Below are 11,967 nucleotides of genomic sequence, written 5' to 3'. Positions count from 1 at the left end.
ATAATCGGCACTTTACCATATAAATCGGCCAGCGTTTCGATCGGTATTTTTCTTACCATCGAGGTCGGCAGCCCCTGAGCTATGCTCGTATGCGCGCGTCGGCAGCGTCCGTTGTGTATAAGAGCCGGCCGCTGGACACGACGGCCGCGCCAGACACCCCCGCCGCGGTGGACCCGGTGCCGCACGGGATGGCCGCGCACGTGCTGGAGCGCGAGGTCGGGCCGCTGATGGCGCGCTTCCCCGGCGTGGCCGACGAGGCGACGGTGCGTCAGCTCCTGTTCGACTCCTACGCCGAGCTCGCCGCGACGAGCCGCCACCCGGAGATGCTGCCGACCACCTCGGTGCAGCATGCCGCCTCGCGCCTGCGCGCCAAGGCGATCAACCAGGGCAGCATCGAGTCCCGCCACCCGCGTGTGCTGTTCGTCTGCCACGGCAACGCCGGCCGCTCGCAGATGGCCGCGGCCCTGCTCGAGAACCGCACCCACGGCGCGGTCAGGGCCCGTTCGGCCGGCACGGAGCCTGCCGGCGAGGTCATCTCCACCGCGTTCGAGGCGATGAACGAGATCGGCATCCCGCTGCACCACACGTACACCAAGGGTCTGGACCCGGACGTGCTCCGGGCCGCCGAGATCGTGGTGCTCTTCGACGGCGCGGATCCGTTCGAGATCCCCGAGGGCGCGCAGGTGCAGAAGTGGTCCGTGCCGTCGATCCGCGGCATGAGCCTCGAGCAGGTGCGCGGCGTGCGCGACGCCCTGGACCTGGAGGTCCGCGGCCTGATCGCCGATCTGGGCGAAGCCGCCACCCCGCTGCCGGAGGAGGGCACCCGCGTCGGCCGACCCCTTGACCTATACCCCCCTGGGGTATAGAACAGGGGGTATGAGCACGGACAGCACGACGACGGCGCCCGCCGCCGCCTCGCCCCTTCCGTCCGCCGCGGCGGACGCCTGCGACGGCCACCGGCCCCCGCACGAGGTCCACCGGGACAAGGCCAAGCACCTGGCGCGACTGCGCCGCATCGAGGGGCAGGTGCGCGGCCTCCACCGCATGGTGGACGAGGACGTGTACTGCATCGACGTCCTCACGCAGGTCGCCGCCGTCACGAAGGCGCTGCAGTCCCTCAGCCTGAACCTCACCTCGGAGCACCTGCGTCACTGCGTGGCGGAGGCCGCGGTGCAGGCCGAGGCGGAAGGCCGCACCGAGCTCATCGACGAGAAGGTCGCCGAGGCGACGGCCGCCCTCGGCCGCCTGCTGCGCTGACCGGCGCCGTCGCCCACCCACCACCGCACGAGGAGCACGAGATGACCACCACCGACCTGAAGATCACCGGCATGACCTGCGGCCACTGCGTCGCCTCCGTCCAGGAGGAGCTCGGCGAGATCGCCGGCGTCTCCGCCGTGGACGTGGACCTGAACGCCGGGGGCGTCTCCACCGCCACCGTCACCTCCGAGGGCCCCCTCGACCCCGCCGCCGCGCGCGCCGCCGTCGAGGAGGCCGGCTACACGCTGGTGGAGGGCTGAGCCCCATGACCCACCCCGCCTCCTCCGCCCCGGCCGGCCCGCAGTCCGAGACCACCCGTCGCGTCGACCTGGACGTCACCGGCATGACCTGCGCCTCGTGCGTGGGTCGCGTCGAACGCAAGCTGGGCAAGCTCGAGGGCGTCACGGCGTCCGTGAACCTGCCGCTCGAACAGGCGACCGTCACCGCGCCCGCCGGCGTGTCGGACGAGGAGCTCGTGGCCGCCGTCGAGAAGGCCGGGTACGGCGCCACGGTGCGCCGTCCCGCCCCGACGGCCGGCCAGGCCGGACACGCCGGGCACGCGCACACCTCCGAGCACGGCGAGGAGCATGCCGCGGACCATGACGGCGTGGACCACCACGACCACATGGCCCACGGTCCGAGTGAGGACGTGCTCACGCCGCGCCTGATCGGCGCGGCGGTGCTGACGGTGCCGCTCGTGCTGATCTCCATGGTCCCGGCGCTGCAGTTCCCGCACTGGGGCTGGGTCGCGTTCGCCCTGGCGGCGCCCGTGGCGCTGTGGGCGGCGTGGCCGTTCCACTCGGCGGCGTTCCGCGCGGCCCGGCACGGCTCGTCCACGATGGACACCCTCGTGTCCCTGGGCGTGCTCGTCTCCTTCGCCTTCTCGGCCGTGGAGCTGATCCTGGCGCCGGACATGACCGCCCACGTGGGCGGGACCATGGCGGAGATGGCCCACCACAGCCTGTACTTCGAGACGGCCGCGGTCATCACCACGTTCCTGCTGCTGGGCCGCTGGCTCGAGGCCCGCGCCAAGCGTGAGGCCGGCGCCGCACTGCGGGCCCTCCTGGACCTGGGCGCGGCCCAGGCCACCCTCTACGACCCCGAGACCCACGACGAGCGCACGGTGCCCGCCGAATCCCTCGCGCCGGGCGACGTCGTGCTGATCCGCCCCGGCGAGAAGGTGCCCACGGACGCCGAGGTGCTCGAGGGCACCTCCGCCGTGGACGCCTCCCTGCTCACGGGCGAGTCCGTGCCCGTGGAGGTCGGCCCCGGGGACGCCCTCACCGGCGCCACCCTGAACACCTCGGGCCGGCTCGTGGCCCGCGCGACGCGCGTCGGCTCGGACACGACGCTCGCCCAGATGGGGCGGCTCGTCTCCGAGGCGCAGACCGGCAAGGCCCGCGTGGCCCGGCTGGCCGACCGGATCTCCGCCGTGTTCGTGCCGATCGTGCTCGGGATCGCCGTGCTGACCTTCGCCGTGTGGATGCTGGTGACCGGCGACCTGCCGTCCGCGCTGCGCGCCGGCGTGGCCGTGCTCGTGATCGCGTGCCCGTGCGCCCTCGGCCTGGCGACCCCGGTCGGCCTCCTGGCCGGCACCGGCCGCGCCTCACAGCTGGGCATCCTCATCCGCGGCCCCGAGGTGCTCGAGGACTCGCGCACCGTGGACACGATCGTGCTGGACAAGACCGGCACCGTGACCGAGGGCCGCATGGCGCTGGCGGACGTGCTCGTCCTCGACCCCGCTTTCGTGGCCGAAACGGGCGCCTCCCGGAGCGCTTTCGTTGACGAAACGGGCGCCTCCGGGAGCGTTTTCGTTGACGAAACGGCGCCGGACCGGGCCGCCGATGTCCTGCTGACCCTGGCGGCCGCCGTCGAGCGCGGCTCCGAGCACCCGATCGCCCGCGCGATCGTGACCGGCGCCGAGGAGCGCGGCCTGACCGTGCCCGGCGTGGCGGACTTCGCCTCCACGGCCGGCGGCGGCGTGTCCGGGCTGGTCGCCCTCCCCCACGACGACGGCGCCCTCGGCTCCGGCGCGCACGGCGCCGCCGGCCCGGATCCGGTCCGCGTGGCCGTCGGCCGCGGCTCCGTCCTCGAGACCGCCCTCGACGGCGGCATCCCCGCCGAGCACCGTGCCGCGTTCGAGGCGGCGGAGCAGGCCGGCGCCACGGCCGTGTGGGTCGCGGTCGGCGGCCGCGTGGCGGGCGTCCTGTCCGTGCGGGACACCGTGAAGGAGACCTCGGCGGACGCCATCGCCCGGCTCAAGGAGCTCGGCCTGCGCCCGCTGCTGGTGACCGGGGACAACGCCGCCGTCGCCACCGACGTGGCGGCCGCCGTCGGGATCCCGGCCGAGGACGTGGTGGCCGGCGTGCGCCCCGAGGACAAGGTGGACGTGGTGACGCGCCTGCAGTCCGAGGGCGCCGTGGTGGCCATGGTGGGCGACGGCGTCAACGACGCCCCGGCGCTCGCCGCGGCGGACATGGGCATCGCGATGGGCTCGGGGACGGACGTGGCCCGCGAGGCCGCGCAGATCACCGTGATGGGCGACGACCTGCACCAGGTGGTCCAGGCGCTCGACCTGAGCCGCCGCACGCTGGGGATCATCCGGATGAACCTGTTCTGGGCGTTCCTCTACAACGTGCTCGGCATCCCGGTCGCGGCGCTGGGCCTGCTCAACCCGATGATCGCCGGCGGCGCGATGGCGGCCTCGAGCGTGCTCGTGGTGCTGAACTCGCTGCGGCTCACCCGCTACGCGCGCTGAGCCGGGGCGGGGCCGGCCGAGCCGGGTCCACCCCGGCCGGCCGGCCGGCCGGTCAGGGCAGGCATTCGCGGGAGTACTCGAGCCACTGCTCGAGCTCCCCGGACTCCTCCCAGAGCTGGTAGAGCTCGGAGCAGGAGGGCTCGCGGATGACCACGCCGATCAGCTCGCGCAGGGTCTCGATGTCCTCGTCCGAGAACTGGCCGATGAAGGCGGTGAGGTCCACCTCGTCCGCCTCCGCGTGCTCGAGCAGGGCCTCGAGGTCCGCGTGGTCCTCGTTCCGAGCGATCCGCACGAGCGCCCCGAGGGTGAGGAGTGCGGCGCCCTGGCTCGCGGTCAGGTAGCCCTCGTCCTCGTCGCGACGGAAGTTCCTGCGGAACTCGTCGAGGTCGAAGGTACCGTCGAGGACCTCGTCCACGATGTCCAGCGCCGTGTCGTTCTGGAAGACGTTTCTGCCCCATGCGCCCATGACCTGACCCTAGGCCCGGGGTGGGCCCCGGCAAGAGTGCTGTGGTGTCCCGCCGAGGGGTGCCGTCGCCTCCGCTTCCGGTGTCCGCGGCGGTTCCTAGAATGGGCGACATGAGCACCGAGCCGACCCCCTCGTCCGCCACCCCCGAGACCGGGCCCGCCGCCGCGCCGTCGTCGTCCGGGCTGCCGCAGGCCGCCCCGCAGGCGGCGTGGCCCGAGCGCGTGGAGACCGGCGAGCACCAGGTGTCCTACCGGGTCACCGTGGCCGCGCCGGCGCACGAGCTGTGGGCGATGCTCGCGGACCCGCACCGCCATCACGAGGCGGACGGGTCCGGGACCGTGCGGCCGAGGGTGAGCGGGCCGCACCGGCTGGCCGTGGGCGACCGGTTCCGCGTGGCCATGCGGAAGTACGGGGTGCCGTACACGATGCCGCTGACCGCCACCGCCGTGGACGAGGACGAGCTCGTGGAGTGGGCCCACCCGGGCGGACACCGGTGGCGCTGGGCGTTCCGAGACAACGGGGACGGCACCACCGAGGTCACCGAGACCTTCGACTACTCGTGGGCCCGGCCGGCCGTGCGCCGCGCGTACGAGCTGCTGCGGGTGCCGGCGGACAACGGGCGGGGCATCCAGTCGAGCCTCACGCGGTTGGCCGGCCGTCACCTCTGAACCGACCGCGTCTCAGTCGGCACTTTCGTTCGGGAAACGGCGGCGTGTCGGGCACTTTCGTTCGGGAAACGGTCGGCCCTCGCGCCGTTTCTCGAACGAAAACGCGCCGGGGACCGCCGTTTCCCGAACGAAAACGGGGGGTGCGGGGGTCAGACGGCGGACCAGTGGGTCGCGGCCGGCAGCTGCGCCAGGTGCGGGGTGACGAGCGCACGCCACGCGAGGAACGAGTCGGACTCGCGGAAGCCCACGGTGTGGTCCTCGAGCGTGCGCCAGCCGATCAGCAGCCGGTAGCGCGCCGGGTCCTCCACCTGCCGGGACAGCGCGAAGGACGTCGCGCCCTTGTCCCGGAACAGCGGCTCGGCCTCGGCGACGGCGGCCTCGAACGCCGCCTCCGCCCCCGCGGCCACGTGCAGCTCCACCGACTCGACGACCGGCCCGGTCGTCGTCGCGTCCTGCCCGGCGCTCACGCGCGCGCCCGCGGGCTCGTGGCGTGGCCGGTGAACCAGGCGACGAGCTGGCCGTCCGCCTCGATGCCGACCTCGATCATGCGGTCGCGACCGAACTCCACCGACTGGCGGGCGGTCGCCACGAGGTGCGCGCCGAGCCTGGCGGGCGCCACGTAGGTGATCTCGGCGCGCCGGGTGACGGGGGCGGCGCCGAAGGTCGCCACGCAGTACGCCAGCGCCGAGTCCGCGAGGTGGAACAGGAAGCCGCCGTGGCAGATCTCGTGGGAGTTCACCATGTCCGCCGTGACCTCGCGGTGCAGCACCACGCGCCCCTCGGCCACCTCGCCGAGGGTGACGCCGTGCTCGCGCACCGCGGGGTCGTTCGCGTAGATCTCCTCGAGGCGGGCGAGGATCTCGTCCCGGCTCTGGCCGGACGAGCTCTGGGGGGTCTCAGTCATGGGCTCATTGTGTCGCAGGTCTGTGTCGCAGGTCGCGCCGCCCCGCGCCTAGGGTGGCGGCGTGACACAGACCGCCTCCACCCCCGTGCGCCTCCGCGCCCACGACGGCTTCGTGCTCGCGGCCCGCCACTTCGCCCCCACGACGACGCCCCCGGCCCGACCCGCCGGCGCGGTGGTGATCGCCTCGGCGACCGGGGTGAAGGCCACGTACTACCGGCGCTACGCCGAATTCCTCGCCGACCACGGGTTCCACGCGGTCACGTTCGACTACCGGGGTGTCGGGGAGTCCCGCGAGCCGTTCGCCGTGGCCCGGCGGGCGCGGTGGGCGGACTGGGGCGCCCTCGACGCGGACGCCGTGCTCGGCTGGGCCCGGACGCACCTGCCCGGCCCCCTCCTGACGGTGGGCCACAGCTACGGCGGGTTCGGCATCGGGCTCGCGGACGAGGCGCGGCATGTGGCCCGGCACGTGGCCGTGGGCGGGCAGCACGCCCACTGGCGGGACTACCGGGCGCGGCCGGGGCGTGCACGGATGTGGGCGCGCTGGCACGTGGCGATGCCGGCGATCACGCTGGCCCGCGGGCACTTCCCGGGGCGGCGGCTCGGCTGGCTCGAGGACCTGCCGCGCGGGGTCGCCCTGGACTGGGCGCGCAGTCGCCGCGACTTCACCGCGAGCGCCCGCACCGCCGCCGGCCGGGACGAGCTGCGCCGTCGTCTGGCCGCGTTCACGGCGGACGCGCTGATCGTGGCGCCCGTGGACGACGACTTCGGCACCGACGCCGCCCTCGACCGCGCGGACGCCTACTCGCCGGGTCGGCGGACGGTGCGCTGGCGGGTGCGACCGGAGGAGCTCGGTGTCGCGGAGATCGGGCACTTCGGACTGTTCCACGCGCGGTTCGCGCCGACCTTCTGGCCGGCCACGCTGGAGTGGCTGCGCGACGGCGTCGCCCCGGCCGCGGCCCGCTGAGGCTCGCGCACCGGAATCGCTGCGGCCCGCCCCGTCCCCGCGACGACGACGGCGGCCGCCCCGGCCCGGGTCTCCGGGCGGGACGACCGCCGTCGCACTGGTGCGCGTGATGTGTCGATACTACCCCGCGCCCAGCCGACGCCCAGGCGACACGTCAGTCCTGCATCGCGTAGTCGATGACGACGCGGCCCTCGATCTTGCCGTGGCGCATCTCGTCGAACACGTCGTTGATCTCGGTGAGCGGGCGGGTGTGGAACGTCGGGTGGATCTTCCCGGCCTCGTAGAACTCGAGTGCCTCGACCATGTCCTGCCGGGTGCCCACGATCGAGCCGCGGATGGTCAGGCCCTTGAGGACGATGTCGAAGATCGGCGCGGGGAAGTCGCCCGGGGGCAGGCCGTTGAACACGATGGTGCCGCCGCGGCGGGTCATCGCGATGGCCTGGCCGAACGCCTGCGGGTGCACGGCCGTGACGAGCACGCCGTGGGCGCCGCCGATCTTCTCCTGGATCTCCACGGAGGGGTCCGCGACGTTCGCGTTCACGGTCAGCTCCGCGCCGTGCCGGGAGGCGAGCGCCAGCTTGTCGTCCGCGACATCCACGGCCACCACGCGCATGCCCATCGCCACGGCGTACTGCACCGCGATGTGCCCCAGGCCGCCGATGCCGGAGATCACGACCCACTGCCCGGGCCGCACCTCGGTCTGCTTCAGCCCCTTGTACACCGTGACGCCGGCGCACAGGATCGGGCCGACCTCCATCGGGTCCGCGCCCTCGGGGATCAGGGGCGCGTAGCGGGCGTCCACGAGCATGTACTCGCCGAAGGATCCGTTCATGGAGTAGCCGCCGTTGATCTGCTCCTCGCACAGGGTCTCCCACCCGGTGCGGCAGTACTGGCAGTGGCCGCACGCGCCCCACAGCCACGCGTTGCCGACCATGTCCCCGACCTTGAGGTTCTCGACGTCGGGTCCGACCTCCTCGACGATGCCCACGCCCTCGTGGCCCGGGATGAACGGCGGGGTCGGCTTCACCGGCCAGTCACCCTCCATCGCGTGCAGGTCCGTGTGGCAGACGCCCGAGGAGATGAGCTTCACGAGCGCTTGCTGCTGGCCGGGCGTCGGGCGCTCGACCTCCGTGACGTCGGCCTCTGTGCCGAACTGGGTGACGACGGCTGCCTTCATCGTGGTCATGGGGATCACCTTTCGTGGAGTGGGGAGGAGGGTCGTGCGGTGCCGGCACCGGCTCAGAAGAACCCGAGCTTGTCCTCGGAGTAGGAGACGAGCAGGTTCTTGGTCTGCTGGTAGTGGTCGAGCATCATCAGGTGGTTCTCGCGGCCGATGCCGGAGGACTTGTACCCGCCGAACGCGGCGTGGGCCGGGTAGGCGTGGTAGTTGTTCACCCACACGCGACCGGCCTGGATCGCCCGGCCCGCGCGATAGGCGGTGTTGCCGTTCCGGGACCACACGCCGGCGCCGAGCCCGTAGAGCGTGTCGTTGGCGATCCGCATGGCGTCGTCGAAGTCGGTGAACGTGGTCGTCGAGACCACCGGCCCGAAGATCTCCTCCTGGAAGATGCGCATCGAGTTGTCCCCGCGGAATATCGTGGGCTGCACGTAGTAGCCGCCGGCCAGTTCGCCCTCCATCTCGGCGCGGGCGCCGCCGATCAGCACCTCGGCGCCCTCCTGACGGCCGATGTCCAGGTAGGAGGTGATCTTCTCGAGCTGGTCGTTGGAGGCCTGGGCGCCCATCATCACGTCCGTGTCCAGCGGGTTGCCGGTGACGATGCGCGAGGTCCGCTCCACGACGGCATCGAGGAACTTCTCCGCGATCGACTCCTGCACGAGCGCACGCGACGGGCACGTGCAGACCTCGCCCTGGTTCAGCGCGAACAGGGTGAAGCCCTCCTGCGCCTTGTCCCAGTAGGCGTCGTCGGCCGCCATGACGTCCTCGAAGAAGACGTTGGGCGACTTGCCGCCCAGCTCCAGGGTCACCGGGATGATGTTCTCCGAGGCGTACTGCATGATCAGCCGGCCCGTCGTCGTCTCGCCCGTGAACGCGATCTTGCGGATGCGCGGCGACTGCGCGAGCGGCTTGCCGGCCTCGAGGCCGAAGCCGTTGACCACGTTGACGACGCCGGGCGGCAGCAGGTCCGCGATCAGCTCGATGAACACCATGATCGAGGCCGGGGTCTGCTCGGCGGGCTTGATCACGACGGCGTTGCCCGCGGCCAGCGCGGGCGCCAGCTTCCACACCCCCATCAGCAGCGGGAAGTTCCACGGGATGATCTGGCCGACCACGCCGAGCGGTTCGTGGAAGTGATAGGCGACGGTGTCCTCGTCCACCTGGGACAGGCCGCCCTCCTGCGCGCGGATCGCGCCGGCGAAGTACCGGAAGTGGTCGATGGCCAGCGGGACGTCCGCGTTGAGGGTCTCCCGGACGGCCTTGCCGTTGTCCCACGTCTCCGCGACCGCCAGCATCTCGAGGTGCTCCTCCATGCGGTCCGCGATGCGGTGCAGCACGAGCGCCCGCTCGGCCGCCGAGGTGGCGCCCCAGGCCGGGGCGGCCTTCCAGGCGGCGTCGAGGGCGACGTCGATGTCCTCGGCCGTGCCGCGGGCGACCTCGCAGAACACCTTGCCCGTCACGGGCGTGACGTTCTCGAAGTACTGGCCCTTGACCGGGGGTGTCCACTCTCCTCCGATGAAGTGCTCGTAGCGGGACTTGAACTCGACCTTGGCGCCCTCGGTGCCGGGGAATGCGTAGACGGTCATGGTGCTGGCTCCTTTGCCTGCGGTTGCCTCGACGCCGGGTGGCGCCCTGCCGTGGCCGTGACTCTAGTCACAAGGAGGTTGCACGGAGGTTGCAGCCGGGCGCGGGTGAGGGGCGGGCCGGGTCAGGCCAGGTCCCGCTCGATCCGCTCGAGCGTGGCCACGGCGAGCACGCGCCGCGGCGAGTCCGTCGGCAGCAGACGCAGGGCGGCGCCCCAGAGCTCGACGTCGTCGCGGGCCTCGGGGCGGCCCAGGTAGGCCCAGAGCTGGTCGACATCCGCGTCCTGGGCGACGGCCTCGCGCAGCGCCTCCCCCAGCTCCGCGCGGATCGAGGTGACACCGGGGGACGTCGACCGCGGCAGCACCGGCCCGGCCGCCGCGTGCAGCGCACGGCCCAGGTCCCCGGCGCGCAGCGCCTCCCGCGCGCACAGCAGGTCCGCGTGCACCTCCCCCACGAGCCGGTACGGCCGGGACAGCAGCTCCACCGGAGCCCCCACGTCCCGCAGCGCCCGGCGGAGTCGATGCACCTCGGCGCGCAGCGAGATGGCGCGGGCGGGGGAATCGCCCGGCGCGGGCCGGGGCCCGGCGGTCTCCTCCGGATACAGCGCGACCTCGAGCTCGGCGCCGGTCAGGCCCGGGCCGTGCCACGCGAGGAGGGTGAGGATCTCGGCGTGCCGGCCGGTGAGCTCGACCCCGTCCAGTGTGGGCGGCAGGTGGCCGGTGACGCGCAACAGGCCCGCGGCGGCGTCGTGGCGGTGCGGCGCGGCGGCGGGGCTCGGCCCCGGCGAGGCGGACGGCGGAGCCGAGGGGCCCGGCGTCGGGGCGGTGCCGCGGGGACGGCCCCGGGACGGGGCGGGCAGGTCCCGCCAGGCGGCGTGCACGGCGTCCACGGTGGCCTGGAGCAGCGGCAGGGCGAGGTGGCTGACGGCGTCCTCGCCGCCCGTGAGGTCCAGGACCCCGACGAGCCGCCCGGTGGCCGGGTCCGTGAGCGGGACGGCCGAACAGCTCCACGGGTGCACGCGCGGGCTCAGGTGTTCGCCGCGGCTGACCTGCGTGGGGGCGCCGGTCGCGAGGACGACGCCGGGGGCGGAGGTGCCCATGGACGCCTCGGACCAGTCGGCGCCGGCCACGAAGCCCATGGTCTCGGCGTGGCGCACCGCGGTCCGGTCGCCCTCGACCCACAGCAGGTGGCCGCGCGCGTTGCCGATCGCGGCGAGCATCCCGGCCTCGGCCGCGGGGTGGATGAGCATGCGGCGGACCACCGGCAGGGCCACGGCGAGACGCTGCTCGCGGCGGGCGGCGGCGAGGTCGTCGTCGGCGAGGGTGGCCGGGTCGGTCTGGCCGGGCACCGCGGGGGTGAGGGCGCCGAGGGAGCGCAGCCAGGACTCGCGGACCTCCCGGCGCAGCCCCTGGAGGGCGGCGCGCAGGCCCTGGTCTGCGCCGGCCGGAGCGGTGGGCGACGACGGCGCGAGCGACAGGCGGACCGCGGCGAGGGACTCGTGGGCCCGGTCCACGGCGCGTCGGTAGGCGCCGGTGGCGAGGGTCGAGCTCATCCCGAGCCTGCCATCAACCGCGAGCGGATCAGGAACCGCTTGCCCTCGGGCGCCTCGACGGAGAAGCCGGAGCCGCGCCCGTCCACCACGTCCAGGGTGAGGTGGGTGTGCTTCCAGTATTCGAACTGGGCGGCGGACATCCAGAACGGGATCTCCACGGCGGCCTGGTCCCCCTCGGCCGGCAGCGCGAAGGTGCCCAGCAGGACGTCGGCGGCGCCGGTCGTGAAGTCGCCGGCGGGATAGCACATGGGCGCGGAGCCGTCGCAGCAGCCGCCGGACTGGTGGAACATGAGCGGGCCGTGGATCGGGAGGAGTCGGCGGATCAGCTCGAGCGCCGCGGGCGTCATGGCGACGCGGGACACGGTTTCGCCCGGCAGCTCGGGGCGAGCGTCGAGCGCACGCTCCGCCGACGAGGACGGCACGGTCATCGCGACCTCCTGGGGATGGGCGATCGTCAGTCCCCACACCCTAGCCTCGAACGTGATCCACGTCACCCCTGCTCGAGTCGTGGGGGGCGCGGCGGCCCGGGGGCTGTGCCGCGAGCCAGACGTTTCGGCTGCAATCAGGGGCTGATCACGACCGAAACGTCTGGCTCACGGCGCGGGGGTGGCGCGGAGGTGGGGAAAGCACGAGGGCG

13 protein-coding genes are annotated in these 11,967 nt (G+C 73.5%); 6 read left to right on the top strand and 7 right to left on the bottom strand.

All coding sequences use genetic code 11. From position 1 onward, the window contains the following. The first annotated feature begins 113 nt into the window (after positions 1 to 113). The 4 genes from FLM69_RS09865 to FLM69_RS09850 are packed head-to-tail and all read left to right on the top strand — an operon-like array spanning position 114 to position 4,015. Entirely contained in the window at positions 114 to 866 is a 753-nt protein-coding gene (locus FLM69_RS09865; RefSeq protein ID WP_255502806.1) for a low molecular weight phosphatase family protein, read from the top strand. 10 nt (positions 867 to 876) lie between these two features. After that, positions 877 to 1,257: a metal-sensitive transcriptional regulator gene (locus FLM69_RS09860; protein WP_002856860.1), complete on the top strand. Its 381-nt coding sequence runs from the start codon at positions 877 to 879 to the stop codon at positions 1,255 to 1,257. A 41-nt stretch (positions 1,258 to 1,298) separates the two neighbouring features. Further along, entirely contained in the window at positions 1,299 to 1,517 is a 219-nt protein-coding gene (locus FLM69_RS09855) for a heavy-metal-associated domain-containing protein (protein ID WP_061866784.1), read from the top strand. 5 nt (positions 1,518 to 1,522) lie between these two features. Then, complete coding sequence (locus tag FLM69_RS09850) at positions 1,523 to 4,015, top strand: cation-translocating P-type ATPase (RefSeq protein ID WP_141844068.1); 2,493 nt, start codon at positions 1,523 to 1,525, stop codon at positions 4,013 to 4,015. A 52-nt stretch (positions 4,016 to 4,067) separates the two neighbouring features. Here FLM69_RS09850 and FLM69_RS09845 read toward each other — a convergent pair whose 3' ends face one another. Continuing rightward, positions 4,068 to 4,481: a DUF4259 domain-containing protein gene (locus FLM69_RS09845; RefSeq protein ID WP_036339561.1), complete on the bottom strand. Its 414-nt coding sequence runs from the start codon at positions 4,479 to 4,481 to the stop codon at positions 4,068 to 4,070. 110 nt (positions 4,482 to 4,591) lie between these two features. Between FLM69_RS09845 and FLM69_RS09840 the strand changes: the two genes are divergently transcribed. Further along, on the top strand, positions 4,592 to 5,149 hold the full coding sequence (locus tag FLM69_RS09840; RefSeq protein ID WP_036384292.1) for an SRPBCC family protein: 558 nt from the start codon (positions 4,592 to 4,594) through the stop codon (positions 5,147 to 5,149). Between the two features lie 149 nt (positions 5,150 to 5,298). Here the strand turns inward: FLM69_RS09840 and FLM69_RS09835 are convergent, their stop codons facing one another. Beyond that, positions 5,299 to 5,616, bottom strand: coding sequence for an antibiotic biosynthesis monooxygenase (locus FLM69_RS09835; protein ID WP_141844066.1), 318 nt, complete (start codon positions 5,614 to 5,616; stop codon positions 5,299 to 5,301). Next, positions 5,613 to 6,053 (bottom strand): hotdog fold thioesterase, encoded by a 441-nt coding sequence (locus FLM69_RS09830; RefSeq protein WP_141844065.1) that lies wholly within the window; start codon positions 6,051 to 6,053, stop codon positions 5,613 to 5,615. Before FLM69_RS09830 ends, FLM69_RS09835 begins: the two co-directional genes overlap by 4 nt. 61 nt (positions 6,054 to 6,114) lie before the next feature. Between FLM69_RS09830 and FLM69_RS09825 the strand changes: the two genes are divergently transcribed. Further along, positions 6,115 to 7,017, top strand: coding sequence for an alpha/beta fold hydrolase (locus FLM69_RS09825; RefSeq protein WP_141844063.1), 903 nt, complete (start codon positions 6,115 to 6,117; stop codon positions 7,015 to 7,017). 154 nt (positions 7,018 to 7,171) lie between these two features. On the opposite strand, the gene adhP is transcribed toward FLM69_RS09825, so the two are convergent. The 4 genes from adhP to FLM69_RS09805 form a co-directional block, all read right to left on the bottom strand. Continuing rightward, positions 7,172 to 8,203 carry an alcohol dehydrogenase AdhP gene (gene adhP, locus FLM69_RS09820; protein WP_141844061.1) on the bottom strand — a complete coding sequence of 344 codons (1,032 nt, stop codon included), beginning with the start codon at positions 8,201 to 8,203 and terminating at the stop codon, positions 7,172 to 7,174. A gap of 53 nt (positions 8,204 to 8,256) precedes the next feature. Next, complete coding sequence (locus tag FLM69_RS09815; protein WP_141844059.1) at positions 8,257 to 9,780, bottom strand: aldehyde dehydrogenase family protein; 1,524 nt, start codon at positions 9,778 to 9,780, stop codon at positions 8,257 to 8,259. A gap of 122 nt (positions 9,781 to 9,902) precedes the next feature. After that, complete coding sequence (locus FLM69_RS09810) at positions 9,903 to 11,330, bottom strand: GAF domain-containing protein (RefSeq protein WP_141844057.1); 1,428 nt, start codon at positions 11,328 to 11,330, stop codon at positions 9,903 to 9,905. After that, a complete protein-coding gene (locus tag FLM69_RS09805) occupies positions 11,327 to 11,758 on the bottom strand; it encodes a DUF779 domain-containing protein (protein WP_036384275.1) in 432 nt (143 codons plus the stop codon). Before FLM69_RS09805 ends, FLM69_RS09810 begins: the two co-directional genes overlap by 4 nt. Positions 11,759 to 11,967 lie beyond the last annotated feature (209 nt).

Origin of the sequence: Micrococcus sp. R8502A1, assembly GCF_006704135.1 — a bacterium.
Lineage (GTDB): Bacteria > Actinomycetota > Actinomycetes > Actinomycetales > Micrococcaceae > Micrococcus > Micrococcus luteus.
Note: the sequence above shows the minus strand (reverse complement) of the source record. Positions and strands in the feature narration are given on the sequence as shown.

Bases quoted from the DNA above. Each gene is read 5' to 3' on its own strand.
- FLM69_RS09860 (WP_002856860.1), top strand. From the start codon at position 877: ATGAGCACGGACAGCACGACGACGGCGCCCGCCGCCGCCTCGCCCCTT.
- FLM69_RS09855 (WP_061866784.1), top strand. From the start codon at position 1,299: ATGACCACCACCGACCTGAAGATCACCGGCATGACCTGCGGCCACTGC.
- FLM69_RS09850 (WP_141844068.1), top strand. From the start codon at position 1,523: ATGACCCACCCCGCCTCCTCCGCCCCGGCCGGCCCGCAGTCCGAGACC.
- FLM69_RS09845 (WP_036339561.1), bottom strand. From the start codon at position 4,481: ATGGGCGCATGGGGCAGAAACGTCTTCCAGAACGACACGGCGCTGGAC.
- FLM69_RS09840 (WP_036384292.1), top strand. From the start codon at position 4,592: ATGAGCACCGAGCCGACCCCCTCGTCCGCCACCCCCGAGACCGGGCCC.
- FLM69_RS09830 (WP_141844065.1), bottom strand. From the start codon at position 6,053: ATGACTGAGACCCCCCAGAGCTCGTCCGGCCAGAGCCGGGACGAGATC.
- adhP (WP_141844061.1), bottom strand. From the start codon at position 8,203: ATGACCACGATGAAGGCAGCCGTCGTCACCCAGTTCGGCACAGAGGCC.
- FLM69_RS09815 (WP_141844059.1), bottom strand. From the start codon at position 9,780: ATGACCGTCTACGCATTCCCCGGCACCGAGGGCGCCAAGGTCGAGTTC.
- FLM69_RS09810 (WP_141844057.1), bottom strand. From the start codon at position 11,330: ATGAGCTCGACCCTCGCCACCGGCGCCTACCGACGCGCCGTGGACCGG.
- FLM69_RS09805 (WP_036384275.1), bottom strand. From the start codon at position 11,758: ATGACCGTGCCGTCCTCGTCGGCGGAGCGTGCGCTCGACGCTCGCCCC.